Consider the following 19,142-nt stretch of genomic DNA (forward strand, 5'->3'; position numbering starts at 1 on the left):
ACCGTATGACCGCGTTGAAAGCGCTCGATAGGCTGCAAGCCGACGTTGACGCCGATCGGCTAAAGAGCAGTGAAACTTCGATCACTGCCAATTTCAATGCTCGACAGCGGAGTTCAGGCTTGTTGGAAGCGCATGTCCCAAGGCGTCGGGTTCGGAAAGATCTCCGCCAGAAAGCCGACAAACGCCTTGACGTTTGGATTGCCACGCCGGCTTTCAGGCCAATATGCACTGATGTGGCTGCGATCGACGGCAAACTCTTTCAGGGGCATCGTAAACTTAACGGAGGAAAGGCCAGCGAAAGACGCCATCTGCAGATATCTCTCATGCTCGAGCAATTTCGCCCACAGCCTCATCGCCGCCGTGCGCAGTTCGCGATGGTGGCCGGAAGAGATGTCGTGGCGCGGGATTTGAAATAGGTTGGCGATCGGATCATGGATGGAGACGAAGCATTGTAGATGTCGCTGTGACTTGAAGCGCTTCATGATCCGCTCTCGCCGCCGGACTGGCTGGTGAGAATTCTCCGACCGATTATTCAACCCTTTGTGGGAGCGATGCTCTAAACTTGGCATGATCTCTGGCTTTGCTGCGCCGTAGGACCGCAGCTTATCGGTGATCATCACACGCGGCGACCGTCCCTGACCCTTCATGAGCTTGCGCATCAGGCGCTTGGCGGCCTTTGCATTTCGGCGGCTTTGCACCAGAACATCGAGAACGAAACCGTCCTGATCGACGGCGCGCCACAGTGACCTGCCACTGAGAATTTCCTCCAGAATAGATTAGAGTCCGGCCTACTAAGGGACGGACGAATGAAGAAGCAGAGGTTCACAGAAGAGCAGATTATTGCGGTGCTGAAGGAGCAGGAAGCGGGCGCGAAGGTGGCCGATCTGTGCCGCAAGCATGGGATTTCGGAAGCAACATTTTACAATTGGAAAGCCAGATACGGTGGGATGGAAGTCTCCGAGGCGAAGCGTCTGAAGGCGCTTGAGGACGAGAATACCAGGCTAAAGAAACTGCTGGCTGAGCAGATGCTGGATGCCGCCGCACTTCGCGAGCTTCTTTCAAAAAAATGGTAGGGCCTGCCGCCAAGCGTGACGCCGTTGCGCATCTGAAGGCCGTGATGGGTCTCTCGGAGCGACGGGCCTACCAGATCATATCCGCCGACCGCAAGACGATCCGTTATCGGTCAAGTCGACCGCCGGAGATAGAATTACGGGCGAAACTGCGTGACCTCGCCAATGAGCGTCGGCGTTTCGGATATCGTCGATTGTTCATCCTGCTTCGGCGGGATGGAGAGCCGTCCGGGGTCAACCGCATCTACCGCCTTTATCGTGAGGAAGGTCTTTCCGTGCGTGTGAAGCCGCTCCGAAGGTTGACCCCTCGAGGAGGGAACTCAACGTATTGATCCTATTACGAAATTACGCGCGAAAGCATGATTGCGGCCGGCTCGGGAAGAACCCCACTTAATTTCTTATTTTTCACTGCGTTTCCAAATGGTTGTCGCGGATGTCAGCGGGGTGAATGTTCGGAGCCGATTCACAGCCGACGTCACGAACTCTCAATCAATTGCCGAGGCAGTCTCGACGATGGACCGTGTTGACCATCTCATCCTGCTCGTCGGAACGTTTGTGGCCGGGAAGGTTCTAGAGGCCGACGTATCGTACCTGCACAGTGCTTTCGACGAGCGCATCTGGGCAGCCGTCCATGTCCTCCGGGCTCTCGGCGACAAGCTGGCGCCTGATGCGTCGATCACACTCATTTCCGGCGCCCTCGCGGACCGTCCGAATGCTTATGGGGTCGCCGTCCTGGCAGCCGCCTCTGTTGCAATCGAATCCTTTGGCCGTGGCCTTGCCCTGGAACTCGCACCGCGTCGCGTCAATACCCTGTCTCCCGGCCCAATCGACACGCCGATCCTTTCCAAGACGCTGGGCGATGGCCGCGACTCTTATGTCGCTTCTCTCAAGCAGATGTTGCCGCTCCACCGTCTCGGCACCGCCGAGAAAGCGGGCGCTGCGGTCGTGTTCTTGATGACCAACGGCTGGATGAACGGCGCCGTTCTCAATGTCGACGGAGCTTCGCGCCTCGTCTGAGGCGCGCATCTGCAGATAGAGGATTAGACAAGGACCAGCTTGTTCGACCCAATTAGACTCGGCGCGATCAGAGCGCCGAACTGAATCTGCATGGCTCCGATGCGCAGCTGGTCGGGTGGGTCCGTTTCGAATGGACTACACGTTACGCCGCCAATTGCCAGGCGTCGCGCCAACGATACTTGCGAAAACTCTTGTGAAATGGCTTTGATCGGCAAAGCCGCAGGCGATGGCGACTTCGGCGAGTGGAGTATTTGAAGTGCGCAGCAAAGTACGGGCGCGGTCTATTCGTTGGCTGAGAAGCCATTGATAAGGCGTCATGCCCGTCGTCTCGCGAAAGGCACGAATAAAGTAGCCGCGCGATAGATTGCAGGCCTGCGCAACTTGCTCGATCGAAATGTCGCCTTCAAGGTTTTCGAGAAGCAGGCTTTTCGCCAGGTGCTCATGCGTGCGCGATAGGCTTCGCGATCTGTTGGAAACTGCAGCAGATCGACCACCATAGCGTTGAACCAGGTAGGTCCCGATGGCAGTCGTCATCTGGTCGATGAACAGCGCGCTTGCCTCCTCCGGCTTTTCAAGCGCCGGGATCAGTGCGCGCGCAAGGTTGGCCAGCACGATATCTTTTGAGGCTGTTTCGGCCGCCAGGGAGGTGATGCCGGAAAGTTCCGCACCATCGGCGATTCTGATAAGGGCCGCAGGCGAGATTTCGAACAGGAGAAAATCGAAAGAACCGCTGAGATCCGCTTTATAGGCCTCGGAGAGATCGCGAATATAGATCGAGTTCTCCGCAAAGTCGTGGGTAGTCACATGATGTTGGTGATGAATCCGTCGCGTGTGACCGCCGATCGAAGATACGCCAACAACAAAACCTCGATCGCTTGCCGATGTCATCACTTGATCGAGCCGCGCAACGCTCGTTCCCTTGCGAAAGACCGCAATATCGGATCCTGCCAGCGCCTGGTTGATCGACAACTGTTTTAGAGGGCATCCGAACGTGTCGGTTGCGGTTGTGCCGAGCAATTTCACGTGACTGTCAGGAATAGGAACCAAGACGCACAGCTTTCGTTTTTTTTAGACCCATTTCACGGCTCAGATCTTCGGCGCAGCCTTCTGGAAAATTTGCAGAACCTCATCGACAAGGATCCTTTTGTGCAAGATAGATGCTTTGAAGATGTATAGGAACCCTCAAATCACGGCATTGCAACGGTCGGGCTATACCGTTCCAAGCCCGGAGGATCGAGACACATTTGAGTGAAGCGTTGGCGGTCAGCGACAGGATTGCGACTTGTTTTGGCATCGGTGCGGCGAGGGCCCTCGTCATCAGGCCCCTTCACCAGGCAAGGCTCACTGTCGTCCATCTTGACCACGTTTATGGAGAGGCAGAGCACCCGGTCTACCTTCCGGCGGACGACGCCTACCTGATCATGCTTTATCTCGTCGATGTTGATCATCGCGACATCTGGCCGGACCAGACCGCCGCACCTTTGAAGACCTATCCCAAAGGTTCAATCTGTCTCATCAGTCTGAAGCATGGAGCGGCAATTTCTGTTCGGGGTCGTTTTGAAGCACTAACCTTTCACATCCCGAGTTCGCACTTTGCTGAGCTCACCGAGGAGGCAGGCGAACCGCGCGTCGATGACCTTGCGACCTACCGAGGGATTGACGATCAGGTGATCCGCAATATTGGTGGAGCACTGATGCCGATGTTCGACATGCCGGACGAAGTCAGGGATCAACTGCTTCCCCACATAGGGCTGGCGTTAAATGCCCATCTCGCCCATCGTTATGGGCGCTCCCCCGCCCAGCGGCTGTCGGCCAGCGGTCGCCTGTCTCCCATGCAGGAAAAGCGCATCAAGACGTACATGGCCGCAAATCTGTCGGCCAACATGACAGTCGATCAGATTGCTGACGCCACCGGTTTCTCAGTGGATGAGCTCTGTTCAGGCTTCTTGAATACAACCGGGCAGTCTGTCGTCGAATGGATGTCGGCGTACAGGGTGACCACGGCTCAGTCACAGTTGAGCAGGACCGGTGATACCATCGCCCAGGTGGCTACGATATGTGGTTTTGCGGATGAGTCCACATTCATCGAGGCCTTCACGAAGGCCTTGGGCATCGCTCCGGCGGAGTGGCGCTCGCGCAATCGGCATTAGCAGGCTCTGCGACTGGGCGGCGCTGCGCCAAGTTCGTTACTGATCTCGGTTCAACGAAGAGAAACCATAAACGTTTTGGTGACACAACTTCGGGCGCGTTTCGCGCGGTCCGGATGCGGCACTAATGCCGCACCCGGACTGACCAATCAGGCTTCGACGAACGCCAGGAGATCGGCGTTCAGGACATCGGCATGGGTCGTCAGCATGCCGTGGGGATAACCCTTGTAGACCTTCAAAGTGCCATTCTGCACCAGCTTTGCGGACAGCCGTCCGGCATTATCGATCGGCACGACCTGATCGTCATCACCATGCATGACGAGGGTTGGAACGGTGATCGTTTTCAAGTCTTCCGTCTGGTCTGTTTCGGAGAAGGCCTTGATCCCATCGTAATGGGCCTTGGCGCTTCCCATCATGCCTTGGCGCCACCAATTCTGGATGACTCCCGGATAGACCTTCGCGCCCGACCGGTTAAATCCGTAGAACGGACCGGTGGGGAAGTCGACGAACAGCTGCGCGCGGTTTTCAGCGACGCCCTTGCGGATGCCGTCGAAGACTTCCAACGGAACGCCGCCTGGATTTGTCTCGGTCTTCAGCATCAGCGGCGGTACGGCGGAAACCAGAACAGCCTTGGCAACGCGGCCGGCCGGTTGGCCGTATTTCGCAACGTAGCGGGCGACTTCTCCCCCGCCGGTCGAATGGCCAATATGGACAGCGTTCTTCAGATCGAGCGCTTCGACGACAGCGAAGGCGTCGGCGGCATAGTGGTCCATGTCGTGCCCGTCGGAAACCTGTGCCGAACGGCCGTGACCACGACGGTCGTGGGCGACGACGCGGTAACCCTTCGACAGGAAGAACAACATCTGTGTGTCCCAGTCATCCGACGAGAGTGGCCAGCCATGGTGAAAGACGATTGGCTGAGCATCCTTCGCCCCCCAATCCTTGTAGAAGATCTCGACGCCGTCCTTGGTGGTGATGTAGCCCATTCTATTGTCTCCTTTGGTTGAGGTGGGGTGGAAGAAATGTTGGCCGCAGAATCGCGGGTGTGCGGCTATTTTGCGTCGCCCTCCGGTGTCTCGACCTCCGCCATCAGGGCCAAGAGACCGAGCAGCGGCGGGATCGCAAGGCACCAGACGCCAAGCCAAATGAAGACCGCGGCGGCGACGCCGCAGCCGATGGCGAATGCGCAGACGCTCGTCAGCATCTTGATCATCCGCTTCTTGGCGACATTTTTCGCTTCCAGGCTTTCGCCGCGAATGACATCAGCCACGTCGATCATGATCTGAGTGGTGTTACCGGTCATCATCGTCGTCGGTGGTGCCTTCGCAAGATGGATCTTGTGTGCGGCATTCTGGATCGCCATCGCGGCCACGAGCACCATGCCGGTCAGGATCGCCGGCCATCCATCTCCCTTCGGGAAAGGACCATAGGAAACAGCAAGGACCGCGGCTACGATCAGCAACAGCAGTTTCACCCTCATCATCGTGCCTAAAACCGGGTATCTGCGCGCGGTGAGCCAGAAGCTTGCCAGTCTGGTCACGAGAATGACGGCGCAGAAGACCGGGAGAGCGAGGAGCTTGGCAATGATCCCGGACGTGCCGAGCACCACGGCTGCGCCGAATGTCACGAAATTGCCTGTCACATGCGCCGTGAACAGCCCCTGAAGCGCCAGAAAGCCTGCTGTGTCGACGTATCCGGCGTCGAAGCTCAAAACTGTCGCGAGAGAGATTTTTTTCATCTGTGCTTTTCCTTTGCCATCCCGCTACCAGGAGAATTTCAGCTCGGCGCCGAGATAGTTGCTATTGTGGCCGCCGGCCTGGCGGATCGTTTCGCCAACGTCGTAATGAACTGCCTCGACGGCGCCCGTCAGGTTGGCATTGAAGGCGTAGTCCGCGCGCGCCTGGAGATAGGCGCCTGTCCATGACCCGCCGCGTCCTGCCGTGCCTGGAACGGCGACGTTGGGTTGGACATAGACGGCATCCTTGGTCGTCTGGCGCCACAATAGGCCGACCGCGCCCGTGAGTGTAAGCTGATCGGTCGGCTTCACGGTGACCGACGGCTTCAGATGGATGAGGTTGGCATAGCCTGTGTAGCCGGACAGTGAGAAATAATAGCCGTTCGGAAAGAGCGGGTTGAAGGTGCCGACCGTATTGTCACCGGAATGGCTGTCGCCAGAGGCGATGTCAGCCTGAATGCCGATGCGTGGCGTCCAGTCGACATCCTCAAACGTGTATCCTGTCCGTGCGCCGCCGGCCCAGGCACGGATATCCTTCGAGCCGATCGTACCTGCCTGGCCCATGGCTTCGAGATCCCAATCAAAGCCATCGCCGGCGCCGGCAAACCGTGCGTCGAGAATGTGGCGTTGTTCGTAGCCGCCGCCGTCCTGATAGTGGGCATTGTCTTTCTGGTACAGGGAATAGTAGGCGGACAGCTCGTTCTTGCCGAGCACCTGGCGCTCGACGCGCACGGTGCTGAAGCGGAAGTCGCCGCTCGATGTGTCATCGAAAGCTTTTTCGTCCCTATATTGTACCGGCTGACTGACGAAGCCGATGAAACGCCAGGGACCCGTCTCCCAATCGGCCCAAACTGCGTCGAAGGACTGCCTGACATTTGGTCCGTCGCGCGATGAAACGAAGCGCTGCAAGTCGAAGGCAAAGTCCTGCCGTCCTATGCGCGCCTTGAATGTGCCGGTCTCGAAATCCTGCGTGTAAGCGAGAAAAGCCAGACGCAGGTCCACCCGGTCCTGGTCGGCCCCGCCAATGGTCGTCTTGCCAAAGGCGCGGTCGTCCTCGAATTGCGTGAAGAGCTGCCAATTGTCATTGATGTGAAAATCGGCATGGATCTGGGCTCGCTGCAACAGATAGGAATCGTGTTCTGCTCCCCCGATACCGAAGGATGGTGCGCCGTTGCTTTCAAAACGCTCCCGAACCGTGAGGCCGAAGGATACGTAGCTGTGCGGGTCAGCGGCGTTGAGCTGAATATATTTCAAGCGATCAAGGGGTTCTGTTCTCAGGGTAGGATCTGAAAGCACAGACCAGTCCTCCTGCCAGCGGTTGGTCTTGATTGCTGGTCTCTTCGGTGCTTCCTTGGGATTGATATCGGCGGACGAGGCGCCTGCCGTGGATGAGAGCAGAAGTATCGCGGCAACCGCAGCGCGAGACGTCCTGCGCCGAGGGATGGGAAAGATATTCTGCGTCATCGGGGCAGGCTCCAAACGGTCGGTCACTGAGAGATCAGCGGTGCGTGGATCTCGGCGATGTATCCGCCGGGGAATTGGACGATGGCTGCCTGACGCGTGTCCGACTTGTAGGGCTGGATCAGCACCGTCGCGCCGGAAGCGGCAGCCTTTGCGAGGGTTGCATTGAGATCCTTCACCTCATAACCGGTCGTCTCGTAGCCATAGGGGTAAGGAAGGTGGCCATCGGTGACGAGGACCGACATGTTGCCGAAGTCCGACGTGATGCGGATGCGCCGGTAGGTGTCACTCGGGCGACCGATCTCTACGCCGGGCGCCTTTCTGTCGTCGGATACGATTTTGCCCTTTGAGAAGGTCAGGAAATCATGAATGAAGGCGCCGACGGAATCCTTTGAAACATAAATCTTGTTTTCCGGAACCGTATCGAACTTGGAATAGTTCGGCGCCTTGGTGTGCCAGTAGAGCTGCATGTTGACGCCGCCCGGCCATTGAATGACGGCATCGCGGCCGATCGGATCAGGAAAGGCATCGACAATCACCGAGGCTCCGGCGTTTCGGGCATCGCGGATCGCACGGTCCATGTCCGTCACGAGATATCCTGTCCGTTCCCTGCCGAAGGGGTAAGGGATCGGCGTCTTAAAGCCGAACAGCGAGACTGTGCCTGCGGGCGTTTGGATCAGTTGCGAGGTCGTGCTGCTCGGTGTCGGCGTCACCGTGGCGACGATCTGCTTGGTCGATGCACCGCCGAATGTGGCAACGAAACTTGCCGCAAAGGCATCGACGTCGGCCACCGGAACATAGACATGAGTGGTATCATATTGGGGACCAACCGCTAGGGTCTTGCCGGCAGCCAGGGCGGCCGTAGCCGAAGAGGCAAGGATCGTTGCGACGGCAATGGCGGCGGCGAATTTCAATCCAGCTGATGGAAAGATCATGGGTTCATCCTCATGGTTAAATCTGTTTGGGCAGGCGTTTGTCTATGAAGCGATAGTGGCCCGGGCATTATCAGCGAACAATTGCAACAATACTCTCGATTGAATTGTCCAATTTGCAATAATTAGAGACGTCGAACTGCGACTGGCGTATACTTTGGATGGCTGGTTATCTGCGGTTTTGCGCCGCCATTTCCTGGAGGTCGAGTTCATGCTCGAGCTGTCGCATGACGGTTTCGTGGATCTCGCCGGCGCGGTGCATTCTCAAAATCTCCGCCCGACCGGCTCTGTTGGCCGCAAGCACGGCCCCGAAATGTTGGGATTTGATGTCATCGTGCTTGGTCGGGTCGGCCTCGTATAATGCCGCCACCTTGGCGCGGTGATCGTATTGTTCGAGAAGGCGGGGGTGGTGAATCACACCATCTTTCCCGAGTGCGAGAGATTGGACAGCCCGATATTGCGCTTCGGCCACCCGCCGCCAGGCAGCGGCTGCGTTATCCTTTATGGACCTGGCCTCTTCGGGATTGATGATTTTCAGAAGCGAGGCGAGAGGCCCCAAGGTGCTGCCTTGCAAGAGCACCGTCACGACAATGACGGCGAAGGCGGCGACTAGCAGGATATCTTTGCCAGGAAAGTCGGCGGGAAGCGAAAGTGCACCGGTCAAAGTCACGACTCCACGCATGCCGGCCCAGCTCATGATGGCTGTCGTTGCGAAGGTGGAGGTCGCGTCGGGTCGCTGTCCCTCCTTGCGCAGCAGCCGACGGAATGTGCCGGCTCCGGTCATCCAGACAAACCGCGCCACAATTACGGTGACAACGACGGCAAGGATTGGCAGCCATAATTCGCTCGCGCCATGTCGAAGCCCGCCGATCCGCTCGAGCACGCCGCGCAGAGACAATCCAATCATAATGAAAAGCAATGACTCGAGCAGGAACACCAGTATTCCCCAGAACGCCTGGGCACGGACCCGCGTTTCAGCCGAAAAGGTTCCATGCTGATGCCAGCCGAGAAGCAGGCCGGTCGTCACCGTCGAAAGAACGCCCGAGCTGCCCATCGCTTCCGCTGAGATATAGGAAACCACGGCAAGCAGAAGCGTCGCGGTGACGACCAGCTCACTGTTGCCAAGTTTGCGTATGGCTATCAAGCCGAGCCAGCCAATCAGCAGGCCGGCTGCGATGCCACCAGTCGAGACCCATGCAAGCGCGCCGAGCGCCCCGACGGTGCTGAAGGTTCCTGTCATTGCCGCGGCGACGGCAAACCGCAGAAGGACCAGGCCGCTCGCATCGTTCACCAGGCTTTCACCTTCAAGGAGCGTGGTGATGCGGCTTGGCAGTTGGAGCCGCTCGAGAATCGCGCCGGCGGCCACCGCATCTGGAGGAGACACGATTGCACCGAGAGCGAAGCCGACGGCCCAGGGAAGCTGCGGCACCAGCAGGTGAAATACAAGTGCTACCGCAAGGGTCGTGAAAGCGACGGCCCCCAGGGCCAGTGACGCGATACCGCCGAAATGGCGCCGGAAGTCGCTCCACACCGTGAAATAGGCACTGCTCATCAACAGCGGTGGAAGGAAGACCAGCATGACAAGATCCGGATCGATATGAATCGATGGGATGCCCGGCATAAGGGCAAGCACGATCCCTCCGACGATCAATGAGGCTGCCGGAGGCAGCCGCAGACGGCGGGCGATCAGTTCCAGGACGATCGTCGCAATCAGCAGGAACGCAATGAATTTATAGGTTGCTTCCGAGGTCATGATGATGCGGAACTCTTCATCCGGTGAGGGATCGTATGGCAGGGATCGGACAAGGCGCTCTATTTTCGGTCCGCGCGTTTGCGTAGGTCGGCAAGGGCGATGAAGACGAAGGCACCGCTAAGGCCTATGTGCTCGAAGAAGCCGTTCATGGCTGCCGAATGCTCGGGGCCGGCGGGGATTTCCCAGAAACGCAGGGCAAGGTATGTCGCCATCAAGGTGAATATCGCCAGCGCGAGAGCCCCCAGCCAGCGCAAGCGCCCCGAAAGGATCAGGGCAGACATGGCGAGTTCGAAGACGGGCACCCCGACTGCAAAGAGTGGCGCCGGAGCCAGCCCAAAATGGTTCATTTCGGCGATTGCCCCCTGGAAGTCGAAAGCCTTCGTCAGCGGGCCCTGGATATAGGCGGAGCAGAGCGCGAGCAACGCCAGGAATTCGGCGCCGAAAGCCTTGCTTGTGGAGCCGCCGGCATCTTGATCATTTATGGTTGTCATATGAGTATCCTCAAAGCACCTGTGGTCAGAGCGGGTGGATCATGTCGCGGGCGTAGGAAAGACCAATGCCGTAACCGCCGGCGTGCGCTTCGACGATCGCTCGCGCATCATTGTAGGTTTCTTTTCTTGTCCAATCGCGCTGAAGCTCGAGCAACACCTGCAGCCAGGACGTCATTGTTGCACCCGCCGCCTCCATTCTTCGCAGCGCAAGGTTATGGCTATCGGATGTCACACCCCCGCATGCGTCGGCGACCACGGAGATCGCGTAACCTTCGGCAAGTGCCGAAAGCACGGGGAACGAAATACAGGCTTCCGTCAGAAGCCCCGAAACCAGCAGTGTCTTGCGGCCAGTCCGTGCGACCGCTGCCTTTACTGCATCGTCTTCCCATACGTTCATGTTGCGGCGCTCGATGGATGTGACCTCGGGCATGACGCTCTGAATTGCCGGCATCATGGGTCCGCTATAGACCTTCGAGGCCGACGTCGAAGCGATCACCGGGAGCTTGAATGCTTTCGCCGTCTTTGCCAGCGCAACCATGTTGCTGAGAAGGACCTGACGATCCGTCGACCCGACGCCAAAGGCGAGACCGGCTTGTTGATCGATCATCAAGACGGCTGGCTGAGCGGGTTCAAGGAGTGGAATTGCGGACATGATTGTCTCCCGGCTGCGACCATTTTCGCCTAGCCTCATCGTTCGTTGGGAAAGCCCCCTACAGATTGCGTCGAAGAGGGAGTTCGTATTGGTAGACAGCGTTCTCAGACGGCCCAGCAGGAGCAGCCCAGAGCGCCAAAGAAGCCCTTCAGGTCGCCGATAGGCAGCTTCGATGTCCAGGCACCGGCATGATCGTGGCCATGGACACCACAATTGCTGGCGCAGCCGCAAGAGGCGATCGCCGTACGGCGCAGCGAGTGTCTGCCTGCACCGTCGGGCTCACCCCAGGCGGCATAACCGCCGAACTTGCGAACCGGTGACCAGTCCGGCATGGCGGGCGGGATATCGCTCTCATCCAAAGTGGCAAAAGTGCCGGCAGCGTGGACGAACTTGCCGCCCACCATCGTGAGTTCCGACGTCAGGAACGAAATCTCGTCCTCGGCGCAGGCGAAGAAGTCCTTGTCCGGAACGATCAAATCGGCAAACTGACCCTTTTCGATGCGTCCCTTCTTGCCCTCCTCATTGGAGAACCAGGTGACCTTCTCTGTCCACATCCGCAGCGCCGTCTCGCGGTCGAGACAATTGGCACGCGGGTAGAGCTGCATGCCGCCGACAGTCTTGCCGGTGACCATCCATGACAGCGAGACCCAGGGATTATAGGAGGCGACGCGGGTCGCATCCGTGCCGGCCGAGACGTTGACACCCTTGTCGAGCATGCGCCGGATCGGCGGAGTGGCTTCAGCGACACCGTGCCCGTATCGCTCGACGAAATATTCACCCTGATAGGCCATGCGATGCTGCGTGGCGATGCCGCCACCGAGTGCTGCAATGCGATCGATCGACCGATCGGAAATCGTCTCGGCATGATCGAAGAACCAGTTCAGGCCTTCGAGCGGGATATCTTTGTTGACCTTCTCGAAGACGTCGAGTGAGCGGCTGATCGTTTCGTCATAGGTTGCGTGAAGACGCCACGGCCAGCGGTTTTCGGCGAGGACGCGCACCACCTCTTCGAGTTCACCTTCCATCTCCGGCGGCATGTCGGGGCGGGGCTGGCGAAAATCCTCGAAGTCCGCGGCGGAAAACACCAGCATTTCGCCGGCGCCGTTGTGGCGAAAATAATCGTTGCCCTGCTTGTATTTGACCGAGGCCGTCCAGTTGAGGAAGTCCTCTTTCTCCTGCTTCGGCTTCTGGGTGAACAGGTTGTAGGCGAGGCGGACGGTCAGCTGGTTCTCGTCAGACAGTTTCTGGATGACCGCGTAATCGTCCGGATAGTTCTGGAACCCGCCGCCGGCATCGATGACGCCGGTGATGCCCAGCCGATTGAGCTCGCGCATGAAATGACGGGTGGAGTTGACCTGGTAATCGAAGGGCAGTTTCGGTCCCTTGGCGAGTGTCGAATAGAGGACGCCGGCGTTCGGTTTGGCCAGTAGCAGGCCGGTAGGATTGCCATTGGCGTCACGCGTGATCTCGCCGCCGGGCGGGTTCGGCGTGTCCTTCGTGTAGCCCACGGCCCTGAGTGCCGCGCCATTCAACAAGGCCCGATCGTAGAGGTGCAGCAGGAAGACTGGCATGTCGGGCGCTATGGCGTTGATCTCCTCGATCGTCGGCAGGCGCTTTTCGACAAACTGGTGTTCGGTAAAGCCGCCGACGACGCGCACCCATTGCGGCGCAGGGGTCATCGCCACCTGCCGCTTCAGCATGCCCATGGCATCGGCGAGCGAACGGATGCCGTCCCAGCGCAGTTCCATGTTGAAGTTGAGGCCTCCACGTACGACGTGGGTATGGTTGTCGATCAGGCCGGGAAGCACGCGCTTGCCCTCGAGGTCGACGATCTTCGTATCCGGTCCGGCGAGCGCCATGATATCGCTGTCGCTGCCCACCTCTAGGAACAGGCCATCCTTGACTGCCACCGCGGTGGCGTTCGGATTTGTGCGATCAAGCGTCGTGATTAACCCGTTGCGAAGAACGATATCTGCATGCATGGCAGCGGCTCCGGCCTTGATGGGATCGGCGGCATCAGCCGGTGAAAACAGATTTGAAAAGGCGAGGCTCGATGCTGCGCCCAAGAATGTGCGACGCGTCGTCATCAGCTTTTTCTCGATGTCGGTTCTTCACGGGAGGGGCTCATCTCCACCCCATCTGTCCCGCCTTTCGGAAGGTGTCCAAACATGTGTGGCTTTACCTGATAAAGCCAGGAAACAGCGGCAGGCTCACGAGCCCAGACGCTTCTTGCCAATGGCACGAGCTGCTCGCCGACGAGAATCCCAAGTAGGCCGATGAGAGCGACAACCGGCGGGGCCGGCGAACGGACATTGAGCAGGCTGTAGATCACGCCAACCAGCAGGCCGGCACCGAGTGACAGGAGATAGACTTTCATGGAGAAGACTTTCGCTTGAGAAGCATGCTGCTCCGGCAGCTGGCGCACCGCCGGAGCAATGCCGTATTTACCTGGCAGGGTTCGGGCCGATACGTTTGCCGTGACCGACCCGCTCGGCGCCGCCGTGAACGTGGGTGACGGCGTAGTCGATACCCATGCCGTAGGCGCCGGAATGTTCCTTCACCAGCGACGTGACCGCGTCATAGGTTTCCTTGCGGGCCCAGTCCCGTTGCCATTCCAAAAGGACTTGTTGCCAGGTCACCGGAACGACACCCGCCTGCACCATGCGGTCCATTGCATATTTGTGCGCATCGACGGATGTACCGCCGGAGGCATCGGCCACCATGTAGATCTCGTAATCGGTATCGTTCATGCAGGAGAGTGCGAAGGTGGTGTTGCAAACCTCGGTCCACAGACCCGCGACCACGACCTTCTTGCGGCCGTTTGCGGCATGTTTGGCAAGGGCATCGCGGACGTTCTGGTCATCCCAGGAATTCATCGAGGTGCGCTCGAGAATATCGTTCTCAGGAACGATCGCGAGCAATTCGGGGAAGGTGTTTCCCGAGAAAGAATCAGTCTCGACGGTGGTGATCGTGGTGGGGATATTGAAAATCCGGGCGGCTTTTGCGAGGCCGACAACATTGTTTTTCAAAGTCTGGCGGTCGATCGACTGGACGCCGAAGGCCATCTGCGGCTGCTGGTCGATGAAGATGATCTGGCTGTTCTGAGGGGTCAGGACCTTAAGCTTGTCGGACATGTCGAATTTTCCTTCTGCATTGGATTGGCTTTGAATGGGGCAGGGGCGGCGGCGCGTCTTGAACGTTTTGCCGCGGATTTGTCTGAAAGGACGATCGATCAGTCTTATGCCGCGAGAGAGGGCAGTCCGGCCTCGATCTGCTCACGGAATGGCTCGTAGCGGGCTGGCAGCTTCAGAACTTCGCCGAGATGCGCCGTGTCTTCGTCACGATCGAAGCCCGGCTCATTGGTGGCGACCTCGAAGAGCACGCCGCCGGGAGTGCGGAAGTAGATGGCCCAGAAATAGTCGCGATCGATCACTGGAGTGACCTGATAGCCGGTGTCCATCAGCGCCCTGCGGACTTCGAGCTGCTTCGCGCGGTTCTCGACGGCAAAGGCGATGTGGTGCACCGAACCCGCGCCCTGCCTTGCATATGGTGTCTGTGGAAGCACCTCGAGGTCGACCGTATTGGCACCGTTGCCGTCAGGGATGACGAAGCGTGTTACGTTGCCTTCGGTCTCGGTCCGTTCGTAGCCCATAAACCTGAGAAGCTCGGCTGTGGCGGCCGCATCATGCAGCCGGAAGCGGGCACCGGAAAAGCCCCGGAGAGCGACGCTGTCGGAAATGCCGGTTCCATTCCAGGCAGCACGGAAATCGTCGGCCGTTTCGATCAGAGCAATCCCTTCCCCATCGGGGCCATTGAAGCGCAGACGGTTGCTGCCAAAGGCGGTGTCTGTTTCGAGAAGGTTGACACCCTTTGCGGCGAGGCGATCCTGCCAAAAAGCGAGGGCACCCTTAGGAATCGCAAACTGCGTCTCGCTGACCTCACCAACGCCGGGGCGGCCATGTGCCATGTCCGGAAACGGAAAATAGGTCATGACCGTGCCGGGAGTGCCGTTCTCATCACCGTAGTAGAGGTGGTAGACCGCCGGGTCGTCGAAGTTCACGGTCTTCTTCACGCGGCGAAGCCCCAGTGTGTCGGTGAAGAACGCATTGTTCCGGCGAGCGTCCGAAGCCATCGAGGTGACGTGGTGCAGTCCTTTGATATCCTTGATCATGATGTTTTCCTTCAATGGCCGATGTCGTTCGTTTGGGATGCACGGACACTACTTCGCTTGCCTACCGTCCGGAATTGCAATAAAAATGCCGAGTGAATTGCTCAAGGTGAAATAATAAAATGAACGACTACAGGGCGCTTAGGACGTTCTTGATGGCTGCGGAAAAGCGGAATTTTGCGCAAGTCGCGCGCGAGCTCGATATGACGCCAGCGGCGGTCACCAGAGCGATTGCCGCACTCGAGAACGAGTTGGGCGTGCAGCTTTTCGTGCGGACGACACGGCAGGTTTCATTGACGACCGACGGCGCGATCTATGCGGCCCAGATCAAGCCGGCGATGGAAGCGTTGGAGAATGCACGCACTGACATTATGAACACGCACAAGGCCGATCATGGTCGCCTGCGGATCAGCGCGCCGACCTGGTTCGGGCAACAGGCCCTGCCTCGGATCCTGACCGGGTTCAAGGAGTTGTACCCGAAGATAAGTTTTGAGATTTCACTCGCTGATGGGCTCATCAACATTATCGACGACGACTATGATCTCGCGATCCGGATCTCTGCGGCGCCATCCGACAAGTTCACGATCTGGAGGAAAATCAGCGTGGTCCGGCGAATCCTCGTCGCCGCGCCGGGGAGCCGGTTCACGGAGATGAAGCATCCAGGCGAGCTGACCCCTGACGACTGCCTTGCATATGGCGGCGAGAGCAGGCGGGAGAACTGGGTATTGTCCGATGGAAGCGGCAGTGCCAACATCTCAGCGGGGCGGGCGTTTAGCGCCAACAGCGGCGAAGTCCTGGCGAGCGTGGCGGCCGACGGGGTCGGTGTCGCCATGCTGCCGAAGTTCCATGTCGCAGAGCATCTGCGCACCGGGCGGCTGGTTCATGTTCTGAAAAACTGGTCGCCGCCGGATCTATGGCTGACCCTCTATTATCCGCCATACCAGTCGCTGCCGCCGCGCATCGCGTCGTTCTCTAAGTTCTTCGAGCAGCAGGTCCCTGCGTTCATGACCACTATGGAATGAGTTACGTCGAGCTATCATGCTAGACAAGCTGTGCACGGGTTCGATGTGGCACGCCGCCAATCGGGCCTGTCCACCTGAAATCGCATCTTTCCTAAAACGGCGGTTCAGCTCCCTTCAAGACCACCATTCGCGGTTTTCGTAGAAAATCTCATTGGTTCAACGGAACGGTGGACTGAACGTTCAAATCCGCTCAAGGCGTCAGTTGTTCAAATGCTGCTCCGGATAGATTGACGTCGGGCAATCAGGCCGTGATCGCACCTTTGGTGCGGATTTGCATCAGGGACAGCCAGAGCAGCCTACATATTCATGAGCCGATCCCGCTCAAACTCGCGATAGCGACGTGCACCAACCCGGCGGTGGCGGCGAATGCGAGTAGGCAGAGTATGAGGCCGACCAGGGTCACAAGCCCATCTCTTGCCATCAGGGCGATAGAAATCACCGTCAGTGCAAGAACCGGCAGAAAATTGCCGAACGGGATTGGCAGCGCGATAGCAACCGCCAACACGAAAATCGGAAATGCCAGCAGCCACTGCATCATCCTGCCCGTGAACATTGCCAGGCGGCCTGGGCGGATAATTGCCTCAACTCTGGTGATGATCGGAACGCTGTAGCGGACGACGAGATCGACGACTGCCGACGACAGTCTGCGCCGGTTGAGGAACACCGGAAGCCACAGCGTCTGACGTCCAATGGCGATTTGCACCGCAACAAGGGCAAGCGCGCTGCCGAATACCATCCCGAAAGGTCCGGGTATCGGCGTGAGGGCAGGCAGTGCCAGAAAAAGAATGGTGAAAGCCATGCTGGTCCGGCCAAGACCGGACAGCACCTCCCTCACGCTGACACCGCCTTGCGATTGTGCAAGCCTTGCCAATTCTTTCAGGCGAACCGATGCCATCTCTTCTTGTGGTGCCGCGCCGGCTGCCTGCTCAGTCATGTGATCTCGCTACTCCGAATCCGGGGAATGATCGGCTTTGCAATTTATCAGGTGGCACTAGCGGCTTTGTTTTCAATGAGGCCGATAACAGCTGCACAAGCTGGATTGCTCTTGTCGAGCAGCTCCGCCGGGTCGCTCCAGCCGGTCGCCACGCCGACAATGGTGGTGACGGTCCAGTAACTATCCTGCGATGCACGTTGCACCAGCAGCGGGATTTGCGATGACAAACACGTCCGAGATTGCTGGACGATCTCTACCGGCAGATTTGCGGCGGCCGCGTATTGTTCGATCTCTGCCTGAAGGGGAGCGATGGCGAAAGTGGCAAAGAGCCATGCGATGAAATTGGAGAGCATGTCTGTTCCTTGTTGGGCGTTTGTTGGGAGATGAGGGGCAGCGCACCTGCCACATGGGCAGGTGCGTCGTGGGCTTTAAGCGTTGTTCGCCGTGTCGCGCGTCTTGAGCAGGCTCCAGACCACGCCACTTGCGATGATCGCGAAGGTGATCCCGAGCGAGAGGGCAGCCGGAAATTTTTCCAGGCCCAGCATGTCGGCAACGAAGATCTTCGAGCCGATGAAGACCAGCACGATGGCCAGGGCTGGCTTCAGATATTTGAAGCGATGGATCATCGCCGCCAGCGCGAAATAAAGGGCGCGCAAGCCGAGGATCGCGAAGATGTTGGAGGTGTAGACAATGAAGGGATCCGTGGTGATGGCGAAGATCGCGGGAACCGAGTCCACGGCGAAGATGACGTCGGCGACTTCGATCAACACCAGTGCCATGAAGAGCGGGGTGATGAACCAGACGATCTTGCCGGTATTCGGATGGGCCTGTTTCACGAAGAACCGTTCGCCATGATGGCTGTCGGTGACGTTGAACCGATTGCGCATGAAGCGGACGAGGGAATTGTTGGAAACGTCGGGCTCGGCGTCTTTCATCACCAGCATCTTGATGCCGGTGACGATCAGAAACGCGGCGAAGACGTAGAGCAGCCACGAGAATTCAGCCACCAGTGTCGCGCCGACGCCGATCATGATGGCGCGCAGCACGATGACGCCGAGAATGCCCCAGAAGAGCACCCGGTGCTGATAAAGACGCGGGACGGCAAAGAAGGAGAAGATCAAGGCGATGACGAAGACGTTGTCGAGCGCCAGGGTCTTTTCGACGACGAAGCCTGTCATGTAGGCAAGGCCGGAATCGGCGCCGAGATACCACCAGACCCAGCCGCCGAAGGCGAGACCGAGAGAAATGTAGAGGGCGGATAGCTTGATGCTCTCGCCGACGCCGATCTCCTTGTTTTGCTTATGCAGGATGCCGAGATCGAACGACAGGATAGCGATGACGAGGGCAATGAAACCTGCCCACATCCAGAGCGGCTTTCCCAGCCACTCAACGAAAAACAATGATGTTTCCACGAAGGAGAACCTCAGTCGGCGCACGGTGTCGGAAAAGGTCCGACATCGCAAGAGCGCCGACGGCTCTCACCAGAGGGGCCCGGACCAGCGGGTTGAGCCGCAGATAGGTGTCATGTTCCCGCAGTTCAAGGGGGATATTTGGTTGATGCCTTCTGGCTCTAAACATCACCACGCCTAGCCCGGTTCGCTCAGGCACCGGGAGTGAGGTCGCTGACAGCCGATCTCAATCGCTTAGAAAGGCTAGCACCACGGCACTGTAACGTTAACAGAGCATCGGGCATCGTCGACTTAACGGAATGTGGAATTCGATGTGTGAAGAAGGTTTATGACAGACCGTGATCCACTCGA

Annotated in this window: 18 protein-coding genes and 2 pseudogenes; 4 read left to right on the plus strand and 16 right to left on the minus strand. The window is 58.5% G+C overall.

The genetic code is table 11. The features are described from left to right. Positions 1–332 precede the first annotated feature (332 nt). A pseudogene (locus AB6803_RS31060) lies at positions 333–743 on the minus strand (transposase); the annotation flags it as partial. A 63-nt stretch (positions 744–806) separates the two neighbouring features. On the opposite strand from AB6803_RS31060, the pseudogene AB6803_RS31065 reads away from it, so the two are divergent. Together AB6803_RS31065 and AB6803_RS31070 are read left to right on the plus strand one after the other, a co-directional pair. Then, positions 807–1,369 (plus strand): annotated as a pseudogene (locus AB6803_RS31065) (transposase); the annotation flags it as partial. Positions 1,370–1,490: 121 nt separating this feature from the next. Then, on the plus strand, positions 1,491–2,087 hold the full coding sequence (locus AB6803_RS31070; RefSeq protein WP_371112471.1) for an SDR family oxidoreductase: 597 nt from the start codon (positions 1,491–1,493) through the stop codon (positions 2,085–2,087). Between the two features lie 135 nt (positions 2,088–2,222). Here the strand turns inward: AB6803_RS31070 and AB6803_RS31075 are convergent, their stop codons facing one another. After that, positions 2,223–3,056, minus strand: coding sequence for a helix-turn-helix domain-containing protein (locus tag AB6803_RS31075; protein ID WP_371112472.1), 834 nt, complete (start codon positions 3,054–3,056; stop codon positions 2,223–2,225). A gap of 287 nt (positions 3,057–3,343) precedes the next feature. On the opposite strand from AB6803_RS31075, the gene AB6803_RS31080 reads away from it, so the two are divergent. Further along, positions 3,344–4,237, plus strand: coding sequence for a helix-turn-helix transcriptional regulator (locus tag AB6803_RS31080; protein ID WP_371112473.1), 894 nt, complete (start codon positions 3,344–3,346; stop codon positions 4,235–4,237). A 146-nt stretch (positions 4,238–4,383) separates the two neighbouring features. Here AB6803_RS31080 and AB6803_RS31085 read toward each other — a convergent pair whose 3' ends face one another. The 11 genes from AB6803_RS31085 to AB6803_RS31135 all read right to left on the minus strand — a co-directional run bounded on the left by AB6803_RS31085 (position 4,384) and on the right by AB6803_RS31135 (position 15,429). Next, positions 4,384–5,220: an alpha/beta fold hydrolase gene (locus AB6803_RS31085; RefSeq protein WP_371112452.1), complete on the minus strand. Its 837-nt coding sequence runs from the start codon at positions 5,218–5,220 to the stop codon at positions 4,384–4,386. 65 nt (positions 5,221–5,285) lie between these two features. Next, a complete protein-coding gene (locus tag AB6803_RS31090) occupies positions 5,286–5,972 on the minus strand; it encodes a YoaK family protein (RefSeq protein ID WP_371112453.1) in 687 nt (228 codons plus the stop codon). Between the two features lie 24 nt (positions 5,973–5,996). Beyond that, positions 5,997–7,433: an alginate export family protein gene (locus AB6803_RS31095; protein WP_371112454.1), complete on the minus strand. Its 1,437-nt coding sequence runs from the start codon at positions 7,431–7,433 to the stop codon at positions 5,997–5,999. Between the two features lie 23 nt (positions 7,434–7,456). Continuing rightward, positions 7,457–8,365 carry a glyoxalase gene (locus AB6803_RS31100; RefSeq protein WP_371112455.1) on the minus strand — a complete coding sequence of 303 codons (909 nt, stop codon included), beginning with the start codon at positions 8,363–8,365 and terminating at the stop codon, positions 7,457–7,459. A gap of 166 nt (positions 8,366–8,531) precedes the next feature. Then, positions 8,532–10,115 carry a Na+/H+ antiporter gene (locus tag AB6803_RS31105; RefSeq protein ID WP_371112456.1) on the minus strand — a complete coding sequence of 528 codons (1,584 nt, stop codon included), beginning with the start codon at positions 10,113–10,115 and terminating at the stop codon, positions 8,532–8,534. Positions 10,116–10,174: 59 nt separating this feature from the next. Beyond that, complete coding sequence (locus tag AB6803_RS31110; protein WP_371112457.1) at positions 10,175–10,606, minus strand: DoxX family protein; 432 nt, start codon at positions 10,604–10,606, stop codon at positions 10,175–10,177. Positions 10,607–10,631: 25 nt separating this feature from the next. After that, positions 10,632–11,258: a hydrolase gene (locus tag AB6803_RS31115; RefSeq protein WP_371112458.1), complete on the minus strand. Its 627-nt coding sequence runs from the start codon at positions 11,256–11,258 to the stop codon at positions 10,632–10,634. 104 nt (positions 11,259–11,362) lie between these two features. Next, positions 11,363–13,345 carry an amidohydrolase gene (locus tag AB6803_RS31120; protein WP_371112459.1) on the minus strand — a complete coding sequence of 661 codons (1,983 nt, stop codon included), beginning with the start codon at positions 13,343–13,345 and terminating at the stop codon, positions 11,363–11,365. Further along, the gene (locus AB6803_RS31125; protein ID WP_371112460.1) at positions 13,345–13,635 is read right to left on the minus strand and encodes a XapX domain-containing protein; all 291 of its coding nucleotides are present in this window, start codon (positions 13,633–13,635) and stop codon (positions 13,345–13,347) included. Before AB6803_RS31125 ends, AB6803_RS31120 begins: the two co-directional genes overlap by 1 nt. A 67-nt stretch (positions 13,636–13,702) precedes the next feature. Continuing rightward, complete coding sequence (locus AB6803_RS31130; RefSeq protein WP_371112461.1) at positions 13,703–14,392, minus strand: hydrolase; 690 nt, start codon at positions 14,390–14,392, stop codon at positions 13,703–13,705. Positions 14,393–14,496: 104 nt separating this feature from the next. After that, entirely contained in the window at positions 14,497–15,429 is a 933-nt protein-coding gene (locus tag AB6803_RS31135; RefSeq protein WP_371112462.1) for a ring-cleaving dioxygenase, read from the minus strand. A gap of 119 nt (positions 15,430–15,548) precedes the next feature. Between AB6803_RS31135 and AB6803_RS31140 the strand changes: the two genes are divergently transcribed. Further along, the gene (locus AB6803_RS31140; RefSeq protein WP_371112463.1) at positions 15,549–16,448 is read left to right on the plus strand and encodes a LysR family transcriptional regulator; all 900 of its coding nucleotides are present in this window, start codon (positions 15,549–15,551) and stop codon (positions 16,446–16,448) included. A 304-nt stretch (positions 16,449–16,752) separates the two neighbouring features. Here AB6803_RS31140 and AB6803_RS31145 read toward each other — a convergent pair whose 3' ends face one another. The 3 genes from AB6803_RS31145 to AB6803_RS31155 all read right to left on the minus strand — a co-directional run bounded on the left by AB6803_RS31145 (position 16,753) and on the right by AB6803_RS31155 (position 18,746). Beyond that, positions 16,753–17,382: an exopolysaccharide biosynthesis protein gene (locus AB6803_RS31145; RefSeq protein ID WP_371112464.1), complete on the minus strand. Its 630-nt coding sequence runs from the start codon at positions 17,380–17,382 to the stop codon at positions 16,753–16,755. 47 nt (positions 17,383–17,429) lie between these two features. Beyond that, complete coding sequence (locus tag AB6803_RS31150) at positions 17,430–17,735, minus strand: hypothetical protein (protein ID WP_371112465.1); 306 nt, start codon at positions 17,733–17,735, stop codon at positions 17,430–17,432. Between the two features lie 75 nt (positions 17,736–17,810). Beyond that, positions 17,811–18,746, minus strand: coding sequence for a TerC family protein (locus AB6803_RS31155; protein ID WP_371112474.1), 936 nt, complete (start codon positions 18,744–18,746; stop codon positions 17,811–17,813). Positions 18,747–19,142 lie beyond the last annotated feature (396 nt).

This window comes from Rhizobium sp. RCC_161_2 (genome assembly GCF_041355235.1).
In the GTDB taxonomy this organism is placed as follows: domain Bacteria; phylum Pseudomonadota; class Alphaproteobacteria; order Rhizobiales; family Rhizobiaceae; genus Rhizobium.

Excerpts from the sequence above, each read along its gene's own strand:
- AB6803_RS31150 (WP_371112465.1), bottom strand. The coding sequence starts at position 17,735 with ATGCTCTCCAATTTCATCGCATGGCTCTTTGCCACTTTCGCCATCGCT.
- AB6803_RS31120 (WP_371112459.1), bottom strand. The coding sequence starts at position 13,345 with ATGACGACGCGTCGCACATTCTTGGGCGCAGCATCGAGCCTCGCCTTT.
- AB6803_RS31095 (WP_371112454.1), bottom strand. The coding sequence starts at position 7,433 with ATGACGCAGAATATCTTTCCCATCCCTCGGCGCAGGACGTCTCGCGCT.
- AB6803_RS31100 (WP_371112455.1), bottom strand. The coding sequence starts at position 8,365 with ATGATCTTTCCATCAGCTGGATTGAAATTCGCCGCCGCCATTGCCGTC.
- AB6803_RS31135 (WP_371112462.1), bottom strand. The coding sequence starts at position 15,429 with ATGATCAAGGATATCAAAGGACTGCACCACGTCACCTCGATGGCTTCG.
- AB6803_RS31070 (WP_371112471.1), top strand. The coding sequence starts at position 1,491 with ATGGTTGTCGCGGATGTCAGCGGGGTGAATGTTCGGAGCCGATTCACA.
- AB6803_RS31130 (WP_371112461.1), bottom strand. The coding sequence starts at position 14,392 with ATGTCCGACAAGCTTAAGGTCCTGACCCCTCAGAACAGCCAGATCATC.
- AB6803_RS31110 (WP_371112457.1), bottom strand. The coding sequence starts at position 10,606 with ATGACAACCATAAATGATCAAGATGCCGGCGGCTCCACAAGCAAGGCT.
- AB6803_RS31125 (WP_371112460.1), bottom strand. The coding sequence starts at position 13,635 with ATGAAAGTCTATCTCCTGTCACTCGGTGCCGGCCTGCTGGTTGGCGTG.
- AB6803_RS31145 (WP_371112464.1), bottom strand. The coding sequence starts at position 17,382 with ATGACTGAGCAGGCAGCCGGCGCGGCACCACAAGAAGAGATGGCATCG.
- AB6803_RS31140 (WP_371112463.1), top strand. The coding sequence starts at position 15,549 with ATGAACGACTACAGGGCGCTTAGGACGTTCTTGATGGCTGCGGAAAAG.
- AB6803_RS31105 (WP_371112456.1), bottom strand. The coding sequence starts at position 10,115 with ATGACCTCGGAAGCAACCTATAAATTCATTGCGTTCCTGCTGATTGCG.
- AB6803_RS31085 (WP_371112452.1), bottom strand. The coding sequence starts at position 5,220 with ATGGGCTACATCACCACCAAGGACGGCGTCGAGATCTTCTACAAGGAT.
- AB6803_RS31090 (WP_371112453.1), bottom strand. The coding sequence starts at position 5,972 with ATGAAAAAAATCTCTCTCGCGACAGTTTTGAGCTTCGACGCCGGATAC.
- AB6803_RS31115 (WP_371112458.1), bottom strand. The coding sequence starts at position 11,258 with ATGTCCGCAATTCCACTCCTTGAACCCGCTCAGCCAGCCGTCTTGATG.
- AB6803_RS31155 (WP_371112474.1), bottom strand. The coding sequence starts at position 18,746 with ATGTGGGCAGGTTTCATTGCCCTCGTCATCGCTATCCTGTCGTTCGAT.